Raw genomic sequence first — 19,812 nt, forward strand, 5'->3', positions numbered from 1 at the left:
CCGCACGCCCTGCTCGGCGCCCACCCCGTCAACGGCGGCACCGCGATCCGGGTGCTCCGCCCGTTCGCCGACCGGGTCCTGGTGGAGACCGACCAGGGCTCGATGGAGCTCACCCACCAGCAGGGCGGCCTGTTCACCGGCCTGCTGGCCGCCCCCGAGGCCCCCGACTACCGGCTGCTGGTCGACTACCCGGGCGCCGAGCCGCTGCGCCAGCACGACGGCTACCGCACCCCGCCCACCCTCGGCGAACTCGACCTGCACCTGATCTCCGAGGGCCGGCACGAGCAGCTCTGGCAGGCCCTCGGCTCGCACGTGCGCACCGTCGGCGGGGTCGCCGGCACCGCCTTCGCGGTCTGGGCGCCGAACGCCGCCGGAGTTCGGCTGATCGGCGACTTCAACCACTGGAACGGCACCGGGCACCCGATGCGCTCGCTCGGCTCCTCCGGCGTCTGGGAGCTCTTCGTCCCCGACATCGGCGAGGGCGCCCACTACAAGTACGAGATCCACACCCGGCACGGCCGGGTGGTCGACAAGGCCGACCCGCTGGCCCGGGCCGCGCAGCTGCCGCCCGGCACCGCCTCGGTCGTCACCAGCTCCTCCTACCGCTGGCAGGACGGCGAGTGGATGGCCCGCCGGGCCCGCACCGCGCACCACCGCGCCCCGATGTCGGTGTACGAGCTGCATCTGGCGTCCTGGCGGCCCGACCTCACCACCTACCGCGACATTGCTGCCGAACTCCCGGGATACCTCAAGGAGTTGAACTTCACCCATGTGGAGTTCATGCCGGTGATGGAGCACCCCTTCGGCGGCTCCTGGGGCTACCAGGTGTCCGGCTACTACGCGCCCACCTCCCGGCTCGGCGGCCCCGACGACTTCCGCTTCCTGGTCGACACCCTGCACCGGCACGGCATCGGCGTCATCGTCGACTGGGTGCCCGCGCACTTCCCCAAGGACGACTTCGCGCTGGCCCGCTTCGACGGCGAGCCGCTGTACGAGCCGGCCGACCCGCTGCGCGCCGAGCACCCGGACTGGGGCACCCTGGAGTTCGACTACGGCCGGGTCGAGGTGCGCAACTTCCTGGTGGCCAACGCGGTCTACTGGTGCGAGGAGTTCCACGTCGACGGCCTGCGGGTGGACGCCGTCGCCTCGATGCTCTACCTCGACTACTCGCGCGAGGGCGGCGCCTGGACCCCCAACCAGTACGGCGGGCGGGAGAACCTCGACGCGGCCGCCTTCCTCCAGGAGATGAACGCCACCGTCTACCGGCGCTGCCCGGGGGTGATCACCGTCGCCGAGGAGTCCACCGCCTGGGACGGCGTCACCCGGCCCACCGACCGGGGCGGTCTCGGCTTCGGCCTGAAGTGGAACATGGGCTGGATGCACGACTCGCTGGTCTACATGGGCAAGGACCCGGTGCACCGGCGGTTCCACCACAACGAGATCACCTTCTCGATGGTGTACGCCTGGTCGGAGAACTACATCCTGCCGATCTCCCACGACGAGGTGGTGCACGGCAAGCAGGCGCTGGTCGCCAAGATGCCCGGCGACTGGTGGCAGCAGCGCGCCAACCACCGCGCCTACCTCGGCTTCATGTGGGCCCACCCCGGCAAGCAACTCCTGTTCATGGGGCAGGAGTTCGCCCAAGGTGCCGAGTGGGACCACGAGCAGGGCCCGCAGTGGTGGGTGCTCGACGAGCAGTGGCCGGCCCACCGGGAGCACCTCGGCGTGCGCCGCCTCGTCCGCGACCTCAACGGGCGCTACCTGGACACCCCGGCCCTGTGGGAGCAGGACAGCGTCCCGGCCGGCTTCAGCTGGCTCGACGGCGGTGCCGCCGAGGACAACCTGCTCTCCTTCGTCCGGTACGCCGCCGACGGCACGCCGCTGGTCGCGGTCTGCAACTTCTCCCCCGTGGTCCGGCACGCCCGCCGGGTCGGCCTGCCCGCGCTGAACGGCCGCGACCAGCTGTGGGAGGAGGCCCTCAACACCGACGCCGCGGCCTACGGCGGCAGCGGGATCGCCAACTCGCACCCGGTGAAGTCGGAGGCCGTCGAGTGGGACGGCCAGCCGCGCAGCGCCGAGCTGGTGCTGCCGCCGCTGTCGACCGTCTGGCTCCGCCCGGTCTGACGGACTGCTCCGGGCCGCCGCTCCGCCCCTGTGGTGCGGAGCGGCGGCCCTGCCGCGTCAGGGGGCGGCCGGGGGGGACGCGGGCAGGGTGAGGGGGCCGGAGAGGGGCCCCTCCAGCGGCGGGGGCTTGGGGGCCGAAGGCCCGGTGGGCGAGGGCAGGGCGGGCGAGGGTGAGGCGCCGTCCTTCTCCTGCCCCGTCCCGGCGGAGCGCGACATGAGAACACTGATATTTGGGATCGCGGCGGCGACCCTGTCCCAGCGCTTGTCCGTCGCCACCTCGGCGATCCGGTCGGCCGTCATCGGCGGGTCGACCCGGGTGATGCCGGACCCCCGGTCCAGCGGATTGCGGTTCCATTCCTGGACCATCAGGTGGTGCCCGCTCTTGCTGTAGAGGGAGGCGGACCAGGTCTTCGACCCGTCCGGATCGCCGCTCCGGCCGGCGGCCTGGTAGACCACCAGCTGCGATCCGTCCGCCGTGGTGGAGGAGGTGCAGACATCGGGGGCGGTGGCATACGCGCAGCCCTTGGCGTCATCGGGAATCACCGAAGGGCCGGTGATCCAGAACATGTAGTACGCCAGACCGTGCCCGTCGTCGTGGGTCAGCCTCAGCTGCGGGGCACCGCTCTCCGTCCCCCGCGCCTCCTCGACCTTGACGATGTTCCCGGCCGGCAGCAGCGGAGTGAACAGGGCGAGGAACTCCTGGCCGGACACCGGCGCCGCGGTCGCCCCGGCGGACGACGCCCCGGCGGACGGCGCGCCGGCGGCCGCGACCCGGCCGGTGCCGCCGCCGGGCAGGTCGGCCACGGCCACCCCGCCGACGCCGACCAGGGCCAGCGCGGCGGCGCCGGCCACCATCGCCGCCCGCCGCCGACGGCGCAGCCGGCGGCCGTACGACCAGGCGGTGTCGACCAGCGGCAGGGGCTCGGTGTGGAAGGCCTCCCCCGCCCGGGCCATCGCCGCGGAGAAGTCCTGCTCGTACTGGGTGTCGGGAAGCTCCCGGTCTGCGGACATGCTGAACCACCGTTTCAGGTCGGTCGGTCGATGATGAACGTGGGTGCGCGGAAGCTCAGTGGTCGGCGAGTTCGCGCAGGTCGTCGCCGAGCACGGCGCGGATCCGGCCGAGCGCCCGGACGGTCTGGGTCCGGACGGCGCCCGGGCTGCGGCGCAGCACCTCGGCGGTCTGCTCGACGCTGCGGTCCTCCCAGAAGCGCAGGACCAGCACCGCCCGGTCGCGCGGCGCGAGCCGGGCGAGCGCGTCGACCAGTGCCAGCCGCAGCGCCGGGTCGCTCTCCCGGGCGGCGGAGTCCGGCACCGCGTCCACGGGCCGCTCGCCGCTGCTGCGCCGGCTGCGGTGCGACAGGAAGGCCCGGACCAGCACGGTGTGCGCGTAGCCGGCCGGATTGTCGATCCGCTCGCGCGGTACGAGCCAGGAGGTCCGGTGCCACTGGGCGTAGATCCGCCCGAGCGCCTCCTGGACCAGGTCCTCCGCCAGGTGGGTGTCACCGCCCGCGAGCAGGCAGGCGGTGCGGTACAGGTGCGGGGTCCTCGCCGTCGCGAAGGCCCGGAAGTCGTCGTCCCGGCCCGCCTTCGTCCGTAGCTGACTCTCTCGTGCCATCCGCCGGGCTCCCCTGCCTCGTTTTCCCCTACACCTGAATGACCTGCGGACGGCCGGGGACGTTACAGGCACCCGCCGGATTCCCTTCCGCCCGCCCGTGCGGCCCCGCGGCTAGGCTCCCCGCCGGGGACGTCGGCGGGGAGCGGGGGAAGCTTCGGTGGGGACGGTGCTGGGGTGGGGGTACGTGCTGCTGCCGCTGGTGTGCTGGGCGGCGCTGGCGCGGACCAGGGCGGTCGGGGCGGTGGTCGCCGGGGTGCTGGCCGCGCTGGCGGTCGTCCCGGTGGGCCTGGAGTACGGGTGGTTCCACAGCCGGGCCGTCGCGGAGTCGCAGGCCGGCTATCCGCTCGCCGCCGGGCTGGTCGTCCTGCTCGGCGCCCTGGCCGAGCACCTTCGGCGCGGCCACCGGCCCGCCGGCGGGTCCGGCCGGACCACCGCCGCGATCGCCCTGACCGCCGCGCACGCGCTGCTCGGCCTCGTGGTCGGTCTGCTCTACCAGCTCGCCGTCCACGAGCCCTTCTCGCCCGAGCGGTCCGAGCTGGCGCTGCCGCCCGGCCTCGCCGTCGCGCACGACAGCGGTCCCGACCGCGACTGCGGCCTGCACGCCTGTCTGCGCGAGCTGACGGTGGTGAGCACCGAGGGCCTGCCCGCCGCCGAGGTCGCCCGCCGGCTGCGGGAGCGGCTGACGGCGGACGGCTGGCGCACCCGGCCGGACCTCGTGCTGGCCCGCCGGCACGGGTGGCTGCTGGACAAGCGGACCACCCTGCTGTCCCTCACCGAGCGGCCGGCCGGGGTCGCCGTCGAACTCGCCGGCCCGGACCGCTCCCCCTGGTGACCTTCGGCCCTTGCTCCCCTGCGACCGCTCCGCTCGCCGACGCGCGTTCACGGTGCGAATGTATGGTCGATATGACCACTTCCTGAGACGACGGGACGGAGAGAACCGCGTGGCGCGCAGCGTGTACGTGACCGGGATCGACCGGGGCGACGGCCGGCAGGCGGTGGAGCTCGGGGTCATGGAGCTGCTCACCCGCCAGGTGGACCGGGTCGGGGTGTTCCGTCCGCTGGTGCACGCCTCCGCGCAGGGAGCCGCCGGCTCCGACCACGTGGTCGAGCTGCTGCGGGCCCGCTACCGGCTGGACCTGCCGGCCGCCGATCTCTACGGCCTCGACTACGAGGCGGCCGCCGCGCTGCAGGCCGCCCAGGGCCAGGACGAGCTGGTCTCGGTGCTGGTGGACCGGTTCCGGGCGCTGGAGCGCCGCTGCGAGGCGGTGCTGGTGCTGGGCACCGACTTCGCGGACACCAACATCCCCGACGAGCTGGCCTTCAACGCCCGGCTGGCGAACGAGTTCGGCGCCGCCGTGCTGCCGGTGGTCGGCGGACACGGCGAGGACGCGGACGCGGTGATCGCCGAGGTCCGCAACGCCCACCGGGCGTACACCGACCTCGGCTGCGAGACCCTGGCGATGGTCGCCAACCGGGTCGCCCCGGCCGCCAAGCAGCCGGTCCAGCGCAAGCTGACCGAGAAGCTGCCGATCCCCGCCTACGTCATCCCCGAGGAGCCGGCGCTGGCCGCGCCGACCGTCGCCCAGCTGGTCGAGGCCACCGGCGCCGAGGTGCTGATCGGCGACGCCTCCGGCCTCGCCCGGGACGTGCGCGGCTTCGTCTTCGGCGGCGCCATGCTGCCGACCTTCCTGGACGCGCTGACCGAGGGGGCGCTGGTGGTCACCCCCGGCGACCGCGCCGATCTGGTGATCGGCTCGCTGGCCGCGCACGCCGCCGGTGCCCCGCCGATCGCCGGGGTGCTGCTCACCCTCGGCCAGCACCCCGGCCCGAACGTGATGGCGCTCGCCGCCCGGCTGGCCCCCGGCACCCCGGTGGCGGTCGTCCCGGAGGGCAGCTGGCTCACCGCCGCCGCCCTGACCCATCTGGAGGGCAAGCTCTCCTCGGCCAGCCCGCGGAAAGCCGAGATAGCCCTCGGCCTGTTCGAACTGCACGTGGACACGGCCGAGTTGACCAACCTGATCGAGGTCGGCCGGTCCGAGCGGGTGACCCCGATGATGTTCGAGCACGAGCTGCTGGAGCGGGCCAGGGCGGCCCGTCGGCACGTGGTGCTGCCGGAGGGCACCGAGGACCGGGTGCTGCGCGCCGCCGAGATCCTGCTGCGCCGCAACATCTGCGACCTCACCCTGCTCGGCGAGGTCGACGCCGTCCGCCGCAAGGCCGCCGGCCTGGGCATCGCGCTGCCGGAGCCGGACGCCGGGGCCGACCGCGCCCAGGTGCGGATCGTCGACCCGGCCACCAGCCCGCTGCGCCGCCAGTTCGCCGAGCTGTACGCCAAGCTGCGGGCGCACAAGGGCATGACCGTGGAACTCGCCCTGGACGTGGTCACCGACGTCTCCTACTTCGGCACCCTGATGGTCCAGGAGGGCATCGCCGACGGCATGGTCTCCGGCGCGGTGCACTCCACCGCCGCCACCATCCGGCCCGCGTTCGAGGTGATCAAGACCTCGCCGGGCGCGGCCATCGTCTCCAGCGTCTTCTTCATGTGCCTGGCGGACAAGGTGCTGGTCTACGGCGACTGCGCGGTCAACCCGGACCCGGACGCCCAGCAGCTGGCCGACATCGCCATCCAGTCGGCCGCCACCGCCGCCCAGTTCGGGGTCGAGCCGAGGGTCGCGATGCTGTCCTACTCGACCGGCACCTCCGGCTCCGGGGCGGACGTCGACAAGGTCCGCAAGGCCACCGAGCTGGTCCGCGAGCTGCGCCCGGACATCCTGGTCGAGGGTCCGATCCAGTACGACGCGGCGGTGGACGAGTACGTCGCGGCGACCAAGCTGCCGGGATCGGCGGTGGCCGGCCGGGCGACCGTGCTGATCTTCCCGGACCTCAACACCGGCAACAACACCTACAAGGCGGTGCAGCGCTCGGCGGGGGCGGTCGCCGTCGGGCCGGTGCTCCAGGGGCTGCGCAAGCCGGTCAACGACCTGTCGCGCGGCGCGCTGGTGCAGGACATCGTCAACACGGTGGCGATCACCGCCATCCAGTCCCAGGAGCGCAAGGAGAACAAGGGTGAGTGAGGGTACCCGGGTCCTGGTGCTGAACGCCGGCTCCTCGTCGGTGAAGTACCAGCTGATCGACATGCTGGACGGCGCCCGGCCGGCCTCCGGCCTGGTCGAGCGGATCGGCGAGGCCGGCGGACGGCTGGTGCACACCGCGCGCGGCGGCGCCGAGCGGGAGACCGCCCAGGCCTTCCCCGACCACGGCGCGGCCCTCAAGGCGGTCGCCGAGGAGCTGGCCGCCGACGGCCTCGGCCTGGACTCGCCCGAGCTGGCCGCGATCGGCCACCGGGTGGTGCACGGCGGACTGCGGTTCACCGAGCCGACCGTGATCACCGACGAGGTGCTGCGGGAGATCCGCCGGCTGATCCCGGTGGCGCCGCTGCACAATCCGGCCAACATCACCGGCATCGAGGTGGCCCGCGCGCTGCGTCCCGACCTGCCGCAGGTGGCCGTCTTCGACACCGCCTTCCACGCCTCGATGCCGGAGTACGCCGCCCGGTACGCGATCGACCGGGCGGTGGCCGACGAGCACCGGGTGCGCCGCTACGGCTTCCACGGCACCTCGCACCAGTACGTCTCGCGGGCCACCGCGCGGCTGCTCGGCAAGGACCCGGCCGAGGTCAATGTGATCGTGCTGCACCTGGGCAACGGCGCCTCCGCCTCGGCGGTGAGCGGCGGGGGCTGCGTCGACACCTCGATGGGCCTGACTCCGCTGGAGGGCCTGGTGATGGGCACTCGTTCGGGTGATATCGACCCCGGCGTGGTCTTCCACCTGCACCGGGTCGGCGGCCTGTCGATCGACGCGATCGACGACCTGCTCAACCGCCGCAGCGGGCTGCTGGGCCTGTGCGGCGACAACGACATGCGCGAGATCATGCGCCGCGCGGACGCGGGCGACCCGGACGCGCGGCTGGCCTTCGACGCGTACGTCCACCGGGTGCGCAAGTACATCGGCGGCTACTACGCGGTCCTCGGCCGGGTGGACGCGATCGCCTTCACCGCCGGGGTCGGGGAGAACGCCGCGCCGGTGCGCGCGGCGGTCACCGCCGACCTGGAGGAACTCGGCATCGCCGTCGATCCGGAGCTCAACTCGGTACGCTCGCGCGAGCCGAGGATCATCTCTCCCGCACTGCTCCCGTCCGGGAGCAGCGCCCGGGTGGCGGTCGCCGTCGTCCCGACCGACGAGGAGCTGGAGATCGCCCGGCAGACCTTCGCCCTGGTGCACCGATCGGCCGAAAACTGACCCTCCGTCGTCTCGCTCCGCGAAATCCTTCGTCGGCGATTCCTTTCCATTCGGGCCGAATGCACCCATAACACGAACGGATAGACTGATCGATATGCGCCGAGCGAAAATTGTCTGCACCCTGGGTCCCGCGACGGACTCCTACGAACAGCTGAAGGCCATCGTCGAGGCGGGCATGAACGTCGCCCGACTGAACATGAGCCACGGCACCCACGCGGACCACGAGGAGCGGTACCGCAAGGTCCGCCAGGTCTCGGAGGACACCGGCAAGGCCATCGGCGTCCTGGCCGACCTCCAGGGTCCCAAGATCCGTCTGGCGACCTTCGCCAACGGCCCGGTGACCGTCGACAACGGCGACGAGTTCACCATCACCACCGAGGACGTCCCCGGTGACCAGCACATCTGCGGGACCACGTACAAGGGCCTGCCCGGCGACGTCAAGCCCGGCGACCCGGTCCTGATCAACGACGGCGTCATCGCTCTGGAGGTCGTCAGCGTCGACGGCCCGCGGGTGAAGACCGTGGTCGTCGAGGGCGGCGTGCTCTCGAACAACAAGGGCATCAACCTCCCCGGCGCGGCCGTCAACGTGCCCGCCCTGTCCGAGAAGGACAAGGAGGACCTGCGGTTCGCCCTCCGTCTGGGCGTCGACATGGTCGCGCTGTCCTTCGTCCGCAACGCCGCGGACGTCAAGGACGTCCACGCGGTCATGGACGAGGTCGGCATCCGGGTGCCGGTCATCGCCAAGATCGAGAAGCCGCAGGCCGTCGAGGCCATGGAGGAGATCGTCCTCGCCTTCGACGCCATCATGGTGGCGCGCGGCGACCTGGCCGTCGAGTACCCGCTGGAGCGGGTGCCGCTGGTCCAGAAGCAGCTGATCACCCTGGCCCGCCGGAACGCCAAGCCGGTCATCGTCGCCACCCAGATGATGGAGTCGATGATCCACGCCTCGCGCCCCACCCGCGCCGAGGTCTCCGACGTCGCCAACGCCATCCTGGACGGCACCGACGCGGTCATGCTGTCCGCCGAGTCGAGCGTCGGCAAGTACCCGGTCGAGACCGTCCGCACCATGAGCCGGATCTGCGAGAAGGCCGAGGAGGAGCTGCTCTCCCAGGGCCTCCAGCCGCTCAACCCGGGCCGCAAGCCGCGCACCCAGGGCGGCTCGATCGCCCGTGCCGCGTGCGAGCTGGGCGACTTCCTCAACGGCAAGGCGCTGGTCGCGTTCACCAAGTCCGGTGACACCGCGCGCCGGCTCTCCCGCTACCGTTCGCCGATCCCGGTGATCGCGTTCACCCCGGACAACGCCACCCGCAACCAGCTCTCGCTGAGCTGGGGCGTCGAGGCCCACGTCACCGAGCAGGTCGGCTCGACCGACGCGATGGTGGCCCAGGTCGACGGCGAGCTGCTGCGCATCGGCGAGCTGGACGAGGGCGACACCGTCATCGTCACCGCCGGCTCCCCGCCCGGCATCCCCGGCAACACCAACATGGTCCAGGTCCACCACCTGGGCACCCGCAGCGCGTAAGCGGCGCGGAACACGCCTGTGGGGCGGTCCCTCCTGACTGGAGGGGCCGCCCCACAGGCGTACGCGGGTCCGGGAGGATCAGGCCGCCCCGGGGTACGGCTGGTCGTCGTTGTAGAGCTTCATGCCGGGGATCTTCAAGGTCCCGCCGAACTGGCCCGACTGGATCGCGGTGACCCCGGTCAGTTCGATCCACAGCGGCAGCTGGAGCTGGCCGATCAGGTCGTACAGCCACTGCGGCAGCGGCCCGTCCGGGGTGAGGGTCAGCTCGCCCAGGTCGATCGGGATCGGCAGGCCGAGCACCTTGGCCAGGTGACCGGAGAGCCGCTCGACGTACATGATGACCGGGCCCTTGCGCATCGTCGAGACCGAGCCCGGCGCGCCCTTCACATGGAAGGTCTTGCCGTTCCCCTGCAGCGTGGTCATGTGCAGGTTCTCGATGTCGACCGTCTCGACCTCGAACTTCAGCACCCGCTTGGTGCCGGTCGGCGTCTGGACGTTGACCACGCCCAGCAGCACCGCGTGGTTGAGGGTGAGCCGGCTGGTCTGGAGGGTCCAGTTCTGGTCCGGCACCAGGATCGGGTTGTCCGGCGGCTTGCCGGCCGGGCTCAGCGCCTTGGTGTCGACCAGGCAGTTCGGGTCCTTGGACGGGGTGCCCGAGGCGGACGGCGTCGCGGAGGCGGACCCGGCGGCGGGCTTCGCGGACGCCTTGCCGGACGGCTTCGCGGAAGCCGACGCGGAGGGCGCCGCACCGCCGGTGGCCGGGGCGCCGGTCGAGGGCGCCGCGGTGGGCTTCGGGCTCGTCGGCGCGGTGGTGGCCGGAGCCGTGGTGCCCGGGGCGGTCGGCACGGCGGAACCGGCCGGGGTGCCCGTCGGCCCGGTGGCCGGGGCCGTGGACGGCGCGGTGCCCGGCGTCGTGGGCGCGGGGGCGGCCGGGGCGACGGCGCGGGTCCCGGCGGACGGGCTCGCGGTGGCCGTCGGGCTCGGCGCGCCGCCCGGGTGGAGCAGATCGGTGACGCCGCCGACGATGTCGCCGATGAGTCCGGCCTGGACGACCCCGCCGCCGCTGCCCGTCGTGCGGGCCTTGGTGGCGGCCGGCTCCGGCACGGCCGTGGTGGCCGCCGGGGCGGTCGTGGCGGGCGCGGTCGGAGCGCTCTCGGCCGGCGGTGTCGCGGGCGCCGTCGTCGGCCCGGTCCCGGGTGCGGCCGTCGGCTCGGGCGCGGTGGTGGCCGGCGCCTCGGGGATCGGGACGGACGGGCCCGGGATCGGCGGCGGCAGCTCGCTCTTGGGCACCGGTGTCTCGGCGACCTTCGGCGGCGCGTCCGGGGCGGTGGCGCACGGCTTGCTGGCCGCGGTCTCCGCGATCGCCGCGTTCGGCGTGTAGGTGGCGGCCATCAGCAGCGCGGTCGGCACCGCCGCCATCGCCAGCGCCCGGCCGCGCAGCCGGAGCCGCACGGGTGTGCGGGGCGCCGCGTGCCGGGGCGAACGGCGCTCCGCCGGCTCGGGACGCTCCTCGCGCGGGTCACTCACCGGACCTCCTTGGGCTCTGCGGCCTGCTGCGCCGGAACGCTCGCCCCGGCGGCGGGCTGCTCGGCGGCGGGCTCCGCGGGGGCGGCCTCGGCGGTCGGCTCCTCCGCGACGGGCGCGGCGGCGGGCTCGGCGGCGGGCTCCTCGGTGGCGACGGACTCGGCCGTCGTCCCCTCGGCCGCCTCGGCACCGGTGGCGACCGCCGGCTCGGGCAGCTTGGCCCACGCCATCATCAGTCCGCCGCCGATGATCCCCGGCAGCAGCGCCATGCCGAATCCGGCGAGGTTGGAGACCGGGATCGACACCAGCGTCAGCAGCGTGGTGGCGACGCCCGCGAAAATCCGGACGGCGGGCTGGAACCAGGCGGTGAGCCCGAGAATGATCAGCAGCACGCCGATGATCAGCGAACCGGCGCCCGCCGTGGTCGACATGGCGATGGTCACGCCGCCCAACGACAGGTGCGCGTAGGGGAAGTACAGGATCGGAACGCCGGCGATCATGGCCAGCAGGCCGCCCCAGAAGGGCCTGGAGCGGCGGAAGTCACGGAAGCCCCGCCAGAACGCCCCGACCAGGTTCCGATGTTCGGGCCGAGCCTCGGCCGTTGCGCTGGACATGGTGCAGCTCCTCGATGTCTCTACGAGGGAAGAACTGTGATGTCGGGCCGGGGGCGGTGTTCGCCGCCCCCGGCCCGCGTGGAACCCTCACTCGGACGTGCCGGTGGGCACGCCCTCAGCCAGGGCTCAGAAGCACTCGTTGCCCGCGCCGTCGCCGCTCTTGAGCTTGAGGCTCAGGCCGTTGAGCACGAAGGTGCCGGCCGAGGTGGCGCGAGCGGTCTGCTTGACGTCGGTCAGCACGGCCTCGCGGGCGGCCTGGGAGAAGCCCAGTGCACCGCTCGGGAGCTTCTTGCCGGCCTCGCCGAGCGCCGGGTGGCCGTGCCAGCCCTGGGTCGCCGAACCGGTGAGGGTGGAGGCGTCCTGGCCGATGTTGATGTCCGAGAAGGTCGCGTCGGCGTCCAGCTGCTCCAGGTCGATCAGCAGGTTGTGCGCGGTGACCGGCTTCTTCTCGTCGTTGCCGGCGTTCAGCTGGAGGGTGATCTTGCCGAGGCCGAGCTTCGACAGGTCGGTCACCACCGACTGGCAGAGGTTGTGGATCTCCGCGTCGTCGAAGGCCGAGACGGCGACCGGGTGCGGCGTGCCGTTGGCCTCGATGTCGACCGCGCCGAACTGGGCGAAGTTCGAGCCCTTCAGGTAGGTGGTCTTCACCTTGAACTGCTGGCCGGAGACGCTGAACGACGCCGCGAGCGCGCTGTTGGCGATAGAGACACCGACCATCGCGGTGGCCGCGATGCTCGGGACCATCACCAGAGCGAAGCGCTTCCAGCGGGTCTTGCCGTGGGTCTGGGACATGCGTGTCCTCCTTCTGGACGTACATCTCCGGCTCCCCGGTGGCGCGTCCCGCGTCAATGGGGGCCTGGGATGGGAGAGAGCTACGTCCTCGGTAGCGGAGAGCGCCGTAGCAACACGGGCGATCCCCCCGAGCGACAACCAGTGACCGCGCGGGCAGCGCGGCCTTACGAAGGACAGGAACCGCCGTGGGAGCGGATACCCCCCTGCCTTCTCGCCGGCGGCGGGGCCGTCGGCAGCCCGGTGGGGATCCCCTACGTCGGGCCCGCCGACCGGCTGCCGGCGGAGGTCGAATCGTGGGGACCGGGCGTGCCGATGCTGCTCGAATCCCGGGCTGAGCACAAGAGGTCGCATTACTGACGGGTAATCCCATACGAGCCGAAACGATCATGGAATCGGCCGGGAAAGCACGCAGAGTGACGAAATGGAGGATTCGTGAGGGCGAAATCCCTCGGAAACATCAGCGAAACACCCGTGGACGGTCACATGTCGTGACCGTCCACGGGTGTTGTCAAGATTTGGTAAACCTCAGCCGCGATGACCGGATTGTCGCCAAATCACCAGGCGGCACCGCAGGTCATCCGGCGTGTCACCGGCCGGGCGCGGGCAGCCCGTTCGAACACGGGCTCAGAACAGCACCCGGGCCAGTGCCTGACGCGCCGCGGTGACCCGCGGGTCCTCGGTGCCGATCACCTCGAACAGCTCCAGCAGCCGCAGCCGGACCGCGTCCCGGTCCTCGCCGAAGGTCTTGCCGACCGTCACCACCAGCCGGCCGAAGGCGTCCTCGACATGCCCGCCGACCAGGTCCAGGTCGGCCGCCCCCAGCTGGGCCGCGACGTCCTTGGGGTCGGCGGCCGCGGCCGCCCTGACCGCCTGCGGGTCCAGTCCCTCGACCCGGTGCAGCAGCTGCGCCTGGGCCAGGCCGAGCCGGGCCTCGGTGTTGCCCGGCTGCTCGACCAGCACGTTCTTGTAGGCCTGGACGGCGCCGGCCAGGTCGCCCCGGTCCAGCGCGTCGTGGGCGGCGGAGAGCGCCGGGTCCTCCGGCCGCTGCGGTGCGGCGGCCTCGACGCCCTCGGCCGGAGCGCCCGCTCCGCCGACGATGCCGAAGCGCTGCTCGGCGACCAGGATCAGCTGGTCCAGCACCTTGCGGACGTTGGCCTCGTTCTCGGCGCCCTGGAACAGCGGCACCAACTGGCCCGCCACCACGGCCATCACGGCCGGGATGCCCTGGATGCCGAACTGCTGGGCGATCAGCTGGTTGGCGTCCACGTCGATCTTGGCGAGCACGATCCGGCCGGCGTACTCCTCGGCCAGGCGCTCCAGGATCGGGCTGAGCTGCTTGCAGGGCCCGCACCACTCGGCCCAGAAGTCGACGACCACCGGCACCTCGGTGGACCGCTGGACGACCTCGGTCTCGAAGGTGTCCTCGGTGACGTCGATGACGAGCTCGTAGCCGGCCCCGGCCGGGGCGACCCCGGCCTCCTCGGCGGCGGCCGACTGGCGGGCCCGCTCGGCCCTTGCCTGCTCGGCCTTCTGGGCAGCCTCGCCGGCTGCCTTCACTGCGGCGAGGTCGACCGCGCCACGCAGGGCGGCACTGTTGAGACGAGAATTCCGTGGCTGCATGGCACTATCCTCCCCCGCTCGCGCCGCCGGCGGGCACCAACCTCCCGGAAAACGCCCCGCGCGGGCTGCGCGGTACCGATTCCCGAGGTGGCGGACCCGCCTCCGAGTAGCCTGAACCGTTCGGCGCGGATCCCCATCCGCGCCCGCGCCGCTCCCGTCCCACGGGGACGCGGCGCCTGGTCGTCGCTTTCGCTACGAGTCGTAGCGTAACTGGATCGGGGCCACCCGCCGCAACCCCTATCGGCAGTCCCCCGACGTGAGCTGGGCCACTTTCCCGGGCGCCCCCGCTGACCTGGGTGCGGAGGAGTCGCTACCGTTACCGGTCCCACCCAAGTTACTTACCGGTAAATCGCAAGGAGGCCCGGTGCCGGCCCCCCAGCCCCCCGCGACCCCGCCCCACGAGGTCCGCCCGGCCGAGGCCCCCCAGGACGCCCCTCGGGGCCCCGGGCTCCCGACCCCCACCCGCTCCCCGGAGACCCCCGAAGGGGGCACCGCCCGGGCCAAGGGGCGGCCGCGCAGCGCCGCCGCCGACCGCGCCATCCTGGACGCCACCCGCGAGGCCCTCGCCGAACTCGGCTGGGGCGGACTGACCATGGGCCATGTCGCGACCAGGGCCGGGGTCGCCAAGACCACCCTGTACCGGCGCTGGCCGTCCAAGAACGAGCTGGTGGTCGACGCCGTCGCGAGCCTCTTCGACGAGCTGGTGATGCCCGACCTCGGCAGCCTGCGGGCCGACATCGAGGCGGTGGTGACCCAGTTCGCCGATCTGCTGGCCCGCCCGGAGACCCAGGCCGCGCTGCTCGCCCTGTTCGCCGAGGGCACCCGCGACCGCCAGCTGCGGCGGCGGATCCGGGAGGCGATCGTCGATCCGCAGAAGCGGCTGGTCCGGCAGGGCCGGTCCGCCGCCCAGACCCGGGGCGAGCTGGCCCCGGACTGCGACGAGGCCACCGCCCGCGAGGAGATCGACATCATCTTCGACACCATCGCCGGGACGGTCGAGCACCGGGTGCTGGTCAGCGGCGAGCCGATCACCCCGGAGTGGACCCGCCGGTTCACCGGCCTGCTGCTCGGCCCGTTCCCGAGCCTGCTCGGCGACTGAGGACGACCGAGGGCGGCTGCGGGCACGCCGAAGGGCCGTCCGGCGCCCAGGGCACCGGACGGCCCGACCGTTCGACCCGCTAGAAGCGCGCGGTCTCCCGGTAGATGCCCCACTCCTCGCGCAGGGCGTTGCAGATCTCGCCGAGGGTCGCCTCGGCGCGCACCGCGTCCAGCATCGGCGGGATCATCGACGCGCCGGACCGCGCGGCGGCCAGCATCGCGTCCAGCCCGGCCCGGACCGCGGCCTCGTCCCTGGCCGCCCGACGGGCACCCAGCACCCGGACCTGCTCCCGCTCCACCTCGTGGCTGACCCGGAGGATCTCCAGCTCGGGGGTGACGCTGCGCGGGTGGCAGTTGACGCCGACGACCCGCTTCTCGCCCTTCTCCACCGACTGCTGGTACTGGAAGGCCGCCTCGGCGATCTCACCGGTGAACCAGCCGTCCTCGATCCCGCGCAGGATGCCGGAGGTGATCTGACCGATCGGGTGGTCCTCCCGGCCCTTGTCCAGGATCTTCCGGAAGATCTCCTCGGCCTGCTGCTCGATCCGGTCGGTCATCGCCTCGACGTACCAGGAACCGCCCAGCGGGTCGGCCACATTGGTGATGCCGGTCTCCTCCATCAGCACCTGCTGGGTGCGCAGGGCGATCTCGGCGGCCTGCTCGGAGGGCAGCGCCAGGGTCTCGTCCAGGGCGTTGGTGTGCAGCGAGTTGGTGCCGCCGAGCACCGCCGAGAGCGCCTCGACGGCGGTGCGGACCACGTTGTTGTACGGCTGCTGCGCGGTGAGCGAGACACCGGCGGTCTGGGTGTGGAACCGCAGCCACTGGGCCTTGTCGGTCTTGGCGCCGAACCGCTCGCGCATCCAGCGGGCCCAGATCCGCCGGGCGGCGCGGAACTTGGCGATCTCCTCGAAGAAGTCGAGGTGCGCGTCGAAGAAGAACGACAGGCCGGGCGCGAAGACGTCCACGTCCAGACCCCGGGAGAGGCCCAGCTCGACGTAGGCGAAGCCGTCGGCCAGCGTGTACGCGAGCTCCTGCGCGGCCGTCGCCCCGGCCTCGCGGATGTGGTAACCGGAGACCGACAGCGGCTTGTAGGCCGGGATGCCCTCGGCGCAGTGGGCCATCAGGTCGCCGATCAGGCGCAGGTGCGGCTCGGGAGCGAACAGCCACTCCTTCTGGGCGATGTACTCCTTGAAGATGTCGGTCTGCAGGGTGCCGTTGAGCACGGCCGGGTCGACGCCCTGCCGCTCGGCGGCCACCAGGTACATGCAGAAGATCGGCACCGCCGGGCCGCTGATCGTCATCGAGGTGGTGACCTCGCCGAGCGGGATGCCGCGGAACAGCACCTCCATGTCGGCGGCCGAGTCGATCGCCACGCCGCAGTGCCCGACCTCGCCGAGCGAACGCGCGTCGTCCGAGTCGTAACCCATCAGGGTGGGCATGTCGAAGGCCACCGAGAGGCCGCCGCCGCCCGCCTCCAGGATCATCCGGTAGCGCTCGTTGGTCTGCTCGGCGTTGCCGAAGCCGGCGAACTGGCGGATGGTCCACGTCCGGCCCCGGTAGCCGGTCGCGTGCAGGCCGCGGGTGTACGGGTACTCCCCGGGCCAGCCGATCCGCTCGAAGCCCTCGACGGCCTGCCCGGGGGCCGGGCCGTAGACCGGCTCGACCTCGTCCCCGGAGAGGGTGGTGAAGTCCGCGTCCCGCTTGCGGGCGCTGTCGTACCGCTGCTGCCAGCGCTGCCGTCCGCGCTCGATCTCCTCGGCGTCCATGACCCCGAACTCCGCTCCGTACGGCCGCCACACCAACGGGCGGCACAGCTATTAGGACGTCCTACCAATTTACTCGGACGTCCTACTATTTGTCGACGGACACCCGGCCAAGTGCACCGGGAGCATGCGAAAGGGCGCCCTCCCCCGGACGGGGAAGAGCGCCCTCTGCGACCTCGACGGCCTCGGCGCGGCGGCCGGCGGCGGCGTCGCTCAGACGCCGGCCGGCTGGCGGGCGGCGTCGGCGGCGGACGACCCGGCGGCGGCCTCGGCGACCACCTTGCGCTCGGCGACGAAGGAGGCGAACGGGATGCAGCCGGCGGCCAGGAAGAAGACCATCCGCCCCAGCGGCCACTTGAGCTTCTGGCCGAGCAGGAAGGTCACCACGAAGTACCCGATGTAGAGGTATCCGTGCAGCATCGCGACGTAGGTGGTCACGTCCTCGGCCGCGTGGAAGCCGTACTTCGCGACCATGAAACCGCAGAAGACCAGCAGCGCCACACCGGTCGCAACGGCCAGGGCGCGGTACCAGCCCAGCAGGGGGGTCGCCTTCATCTCTACATCGCCTCGCCAGTCAGCATCGGGGGGGTACGTCCTGATCCGCGCACCGCTCCCACGAGGGTAGCCGCCCTCACGCCCCGCCCGGCGCAGGCCCCTCGCCCGGCAGCTCGGCGAAGTCGCCGGCCGCCACCCGCAGCGGGCGCAGCAGGTCGAACACCTCGCGGCACTGCGCGCCGTCGAACTCCTCCAGGCCGAAGTCCATCGCCATCAGCTCCCCGGTGGCCCCTTCGACGACCTCGCGCCCCCGGTCGGTGATCGTGGCGAGCACGCCCCGGCCGTCCAGCGGATTGGGGCGGCGGGCGACCAGCCCGGCCCGCTCCAGGCGGTCGACGGTGTTGGTGACGCTGGTCGGGTGGACCATCAGGCGCTCGCCGATCTTGGAGAGCGACAGCTCCCCGGTCCGGCTGAAGGTGAGCAGGACCAGCGCCTCGTAGCGGGCGAAGGTCAGCCCGTACGGCTTGAGCACCGCGTCCACACGGGAGAGCAGGATCTGGTGGGCCCGCATGATCGAGGTGATCGCCGCCATCGCGGGGACGGCTCCCCAGCGGCGGGTCCACAGCTCGTCGGCACGGGCGATCGGGTCGAAGTCGAGTGCGAGGGGCTTGGCCACCTCCCAACCGTACCGGCGGGAGCGGCCGCTGCTACCAGGCGTCCTGAGGGATGGACAAGCGCGACACGTGGCGGGATCACGCCAGCGGGTCCGTCAGGTCCGTACCAGCACGTTGCGGCGGTGTGAACGGGTACCAACCGTTCCGTCGGCCGGGGCGGGCGGGCTCCGGGCGGCCCGCGGACGGCATCCGCGCCGCTACCGGGCGTCGGTTCGGACCGGAACCCGTGGCGGGGCCGGGGGATTCACCCCATTCCTCACTCTGTTCACGTTCCGCCACATTGGCGAGACCTGGCCAATCCATGAACAAGACCTGTCATTTCACTTGTTGGATTGTCATGCTTTCGGCCAGCCCCGTCCGGTGGCCACCGCCCCACTCACCGGTGACCACCGTGGACCGCACGGAGCAGCCCGTCAGCGCCCGTTCCGCCCCTCAGGTGCCAACCCCGGCACCCCGGAGCGAGGCGCGACCGCGCACACGCGGTTTTCCGGAAGGACCTGTACGTGAAGCGATCGCTCGCAGCCGGCGCCGTACTCTCCGCCACCGCCCTCCTCACCGGCGTCATCCAGGTGAGCACCGCCGCCCAGGCCACGCCCACCCCCTCGGTCCAGGCCCAGGCCGCCGAGCACCGCGCCGGCCTGATCGCCCTGGCGAACGGCGAGGCCGGGCCGCTGACCAAGGCGCTCGGCCTCGGCGGCAAGGAGACCCTGGTGGCCAAGGACGCCGTGGTGGACGCCGACGGCACCCGCCACCTCCGCTTCGAGCGCACCTACGCCGGACTCCCGGTGCTGGGCGGCGACCTGGTCGTGCACCAGGCCGCCGCCGGCGCCGTCGAGGCCGTGGACAAGGCCGTCACCGCACAGATCGCGGTGCCGAGCCTGACCCCGAAGATCCCGGCCGACAAGGCCGCCGCCCAGGCCTCCGGCGCGGTGCAGTCCACCGTCGGCATCGCCGCCGACAAGGACGAGTCCCCGCTCGCCGAGGTGCACCAGGCCGGCGCCGCCCAGCTGGTCGTCTGGGCCGCCGACGGCAACCCGCGGCTGGCGTACCGGACCACCGTCGAGGGCGTGCGCGCCGACGGCACCCCGAGCAGCCAGCTGCTGGTCACCGACGCCGCCACCGGCCAGGTGCTCTCCAGCCACGAGCAGGTGCAGACCGCCACCGGCACCGGCAAGGGCGTCTTCGTCGGCAGCGTCCCGCTGACCACCACCCTGAGCGGCTCCACCTACTCGCTCAAGGACGCCTCCCGCGGCGGCCAGTCCACCAGCGACCTCAAGGGCAAGACGTCCGGCTCCGGGACGCTCTTCACCGACACCGACAACGCGTGGGGCGACGGCACCGCCGCCAACCGCCAGTCGGCCGCGGTGGACGCCCAGTTCGGCGCGGCGGCCACCTGGGACTACTACAAGAACTCCTTCGGCCGCAGCGGCATCAAGAACAACGGCGTCGGCGCCACCAGCCGGGTCCACTACGGGCGCAACTACGTCAACGCGTTCTGGAACGACTCCTGCTTCTGCATGACCTACGGCGACGGCAGCGGCAACACCAACCCGCTGACCGAGCTGGACGTCGCGGGCCACGAGATGACCCACGGCGTCACCTCGGCCACCGCCGGCCTGAACTACTCGGGCGAGTCCGGCGGCCTCAACGAGGCCACCTCGGACATCTTCGG

Annotated in this window: 16 protein-coding genes; 7 read left to right on the top strand and 9 right to left on the bottom strand. The window is 72.6% G+C overall.

Annotated elements, in window-relative coordinates; genetic code table 11:
• Window positions 1–2,124, top strand: a 2,124-nt coding sequence (gene glgB / locus VR45_RS22280; protein ID WP_052709287.1) for a 1,4-alpha-glucan branching protein GlgB, incomplete at its 5' end; no start/stop codon positions are given.
• A 57-nt stretch (window positions 2,125–2,181) separates the two neighbouring features.
• Here the strand turns inward: glgB and VR45_RS22285 are convergent.
• Both VR45_RS22285 and VR45_RS22290 read right to left on the bottom strand, forming a co-directional pair.
• Complete coding sequence (locus tag VR45_RS22285) at window positions 2,182–3,135, bottom strand: hypothetical protein (protein WP_045941581.1); 954 nt, start codon at window positions 3,133–3,135, stop codon at window positions 2,182–2,184.
• Window positions 3,136–3,190: 55 nt separating this feature from the next.
• Window positions 3,191–3,739 (bottom strand): SigE family RNA polymerase sigma factor, encoded by a 549-nt coding sequence (locus VR45_RS22290; RefSeq protein ID WP_045941582.1) that lies wholly within the window; start codon window positions 3,737–3,739, stop codon window positions 3,191–3,193.
• A 157-nt stretch (window positions 3,740–3,896) separates the two neighbouring features.
• Here VR45_RS22290 and VR45_RS45815 point away from each other — a divergent pair, with 157 nt between their 5' ends.
• The 4 genes from VR45_RS45815 to pyk all read left to right on the top strand — a co-directional run bounded on the left by VR45_RS45815 (window position 3,897) and on the right by pyk (window position 9,560).
• Entirely contained in the window at window positions 3,897–4,571 is a 675-nt protein-coding gene (locus VR45_RS45815; protein WP_045941583.1) for a hypothetical protein, read from the top strand.
• Window positions 4,572–4,680: 109 nt separating this feature from the next.
• Complete coding sequence (gene pta, locus VR45_RS22300) at window positions 4,681–6,813, top strand: phosphate acetyltransferase (RefSeq protein ID WP_045941584.1); 2,133 nt, start codon at window positions 4,681–4,683, stop codon at window positions 6,811–6,813.
• Window positions 6,806–8,038, top strand: coding sequence for an acetate kinase (locus tag VR45_RS22305; protein WP_045941585.1), 1,233 nt, complete (start codon window positions 6,806–6,808; stop codon window positions 8,036–8,038). Before pta ends, VR45_RS22305 begins: the two co-directional genes overlap by 8 nt.
• A gap of 94 nt (window positions 8,039–8,132) precedes the next feature.
• The gene (pyk, locus tag VR45_RS22310) at window positions 8,133–9,560 is read left to right on the top strand and encodes a pyruvate kinase (protein ID WP_045941586.1); all 1,428 of its coding nucleotides are present in this window, start codon (window positions 8,133–8,135) and stop codon (window positions 9,558–9,560) included.
• Window positions 9,561–9,638: 78 nt separating this feature from the next.
• Here the strand turns inward: pyk and VR45_RS22315 are convergent, their stop codons facing one another.
• The 4 genes from VR45_RS22315 to trxA form a co-directional block, all read right to left on the bottom strand.
• Complete coding sequence (locus VR45_RS22315) at window positions 9,639–11,087, bottom strand: hypothetical protein (protein ID WP_045941587.1); 1,449 nt, start codon at window positions 11,085–11,087, stop codon at window positions 9,639–9,641.
• Complete coding sequence (locus tag VR45_RS47135; RefSeq protein ID WP_045941588.1) at window positions 11,084–11,698, bottom strand: DUF6114 domain-containing protein; 615 nt, start codon at window positions 11,696–11,698, stop codon at window positions 11,084–11,086. Before VR45_RS47135 ends, VR45_RS22315 begins: the two co-directional genes overlap by 4 nt.
• Window positions 11,699–11,824: 126 nt before the next feature.
• Window positions 11,825–12,490: a DUF6230 family protein gene (locus tag VR45_RS22325; RefSeq protein WP_045941589.1), complete on the bottom strand. Its 666-nt coding sequence runs from the start codon at window positions 12,488–12,490 to the stop codon at window positions 11,825–11,827.
• A 624-nt stretch (window positions 12,491–13,114) separates the two neighbouring features.
• Window positions 13,115–14,110 carry a thioredoxin gene (trxA, locus tag VR45_RS22330; protein ID WP_045941590.1) on the bottom strand — a complete coding sequence of 332 codons (996 nt, stop codon included), beginning with the start codon at window positions 14,108–14,110 and terminating at the stop codon, window positions 13,115–13,117.
• 538 nt (window positions 14,111–14,648) lie between these two features.
• Between trxA and VR45_RS22335 the strand changes: the two genes are divergently transcribed.
• Window positions 14,649–15,209 (top strand): TetR/AcrR family transcriptional regulator, encoded by a 561-nt coding sequence (locus VR45_RS22335; protein WP_045941595.1) that lies wholly within the window; start codon window positions 14,649–14,651, stop codon window positions 15,207–15,209.
• A 79-nt stretch (window positions 15,210–15,288) separates the two neighbouring features.
• Here VR45_RS22335 and VR45_RS22340 read toward each other — a convergent pair whose 3' ends face one another.
• The 3 genes from VR45_RS22340 to VR45_RS22350 form a co-directional block, all read right to left on the bottom strand.
• Window positions 15,289–16,974, bottom strand: coding sequence for a methylmalonyl-CoA mutase family protein (locus VR45_RS22340; RefSeq protein WP_045941591.1), 1,686 nt, complete (start codon window positions 16,972–16,974; stop codon window positions 15,289–15,291).
• 210 nt (window positions 16,975–17,184) lie between these two features.
• A complete protein-coding gene (locus VR45_RS22345; RefSeq protein ID WP_045941592.1) occupies window positions 17,185–17,526 on the bottom strand; it encodes a DUF3817 domain-containing protein in 342 nt (113 codons plus the stop codon).
• 76 nt (window positions 17,527–17,602) lie between these two features.
• Window positions 17,603–18,142, bottom strand: coding sequence for a MarR family transcriptional regulator (locus tag VR45_RS22350; protein WP_045941593.1), 540 nt, complete (start codon window positions 18,140–18,142; stop codon window positions 17,603–17,605).
• 501 nt (window positions 18,143–18,643) lie between these two features.
• Here VR45_RS22350 and VR45_RS22355 point away from each other — a divergent pair.
• A partial coding sequence (locus tag VR45_RS22355; RefSeq protein WP_052709288.1) for a M4 family metallopeptidase occupies window positions 18,644–19,812 on the top strand: 1,169 nt, incomplete at its 3' end.

This window comes from Streptomyces sp. NRRL S-495 (genome assembly GCF_000966955.1).
GTDB lineage: Bacteria > Actinomycetota > Actinomycetes > Streptomycetales > Streptomycetaceae > Kitasatospora > Kitasatospora purpeofusca.

What these genes read in the sequence shown, in the direction of transcription:
- VR45_RS22340 (WP_045941591.1), bottom strand. Translation starts at nt 16,974, where the DNA reads ATGGACGCCGAGGAGATCGAGCGCGGACGGCAGCGCTGGCAGCAGCGG.
- VR45_RS22290 (WP_045941582.1), bottom strand. Translation starts at nt 3,739, where the DNA reads ATGGCACGAGAGAGTCAGCTACGGACGAAGGCGGGCCGGGACGACGAC.
- VR45_RS22325 (WP_045941589.1), bottom strand. Translation starts at nt 12,490, where the DNA reads ATGTCCCAGACCCACGGCAAGACCCGCTGGAAGCGCTTCGCTCTGGTG.
- VR45_RS22285 (WP_045941581.1), bottom strand. Translation starts at nt 3,135, where the DNA reads ATGTCCGCAGACCGGGAGCTTCCCGACACCCAGTACGAGCAGGACTTC.
- trxA (WP_045941590.1), bottom strand. Translation starts at nt 14,110, where the DNA reads ATGCAGCCACGGAATTCTCGTCTCAACAGTGCCGCCCTGCGTGGCGCG.
- VR45_RS22345 (WP_045941592.1), bottom strand. Translation starts at nt 17,526, where the DNA reads ATGAAGGCGACCCCCCTGCTGGGCTGGTACCGCGCCCTGGCCGTTGCG.
- VR45_RS47135 (WP_045941588.1), bottom strand. Translation starts at nt 11,698, where the DNA reads ATGTCCAGCGCAACGGCCGAGGCTCGGCCCGAACATCGGAACCTGGTC.
- pyk (WP_045941586.1), top strand. Translation starts at nt 8,133, where the DNA reads ATGCGCCGAGCGAAAATTGTCTGCACCCTGGGTCCCGCGACGGACTCC.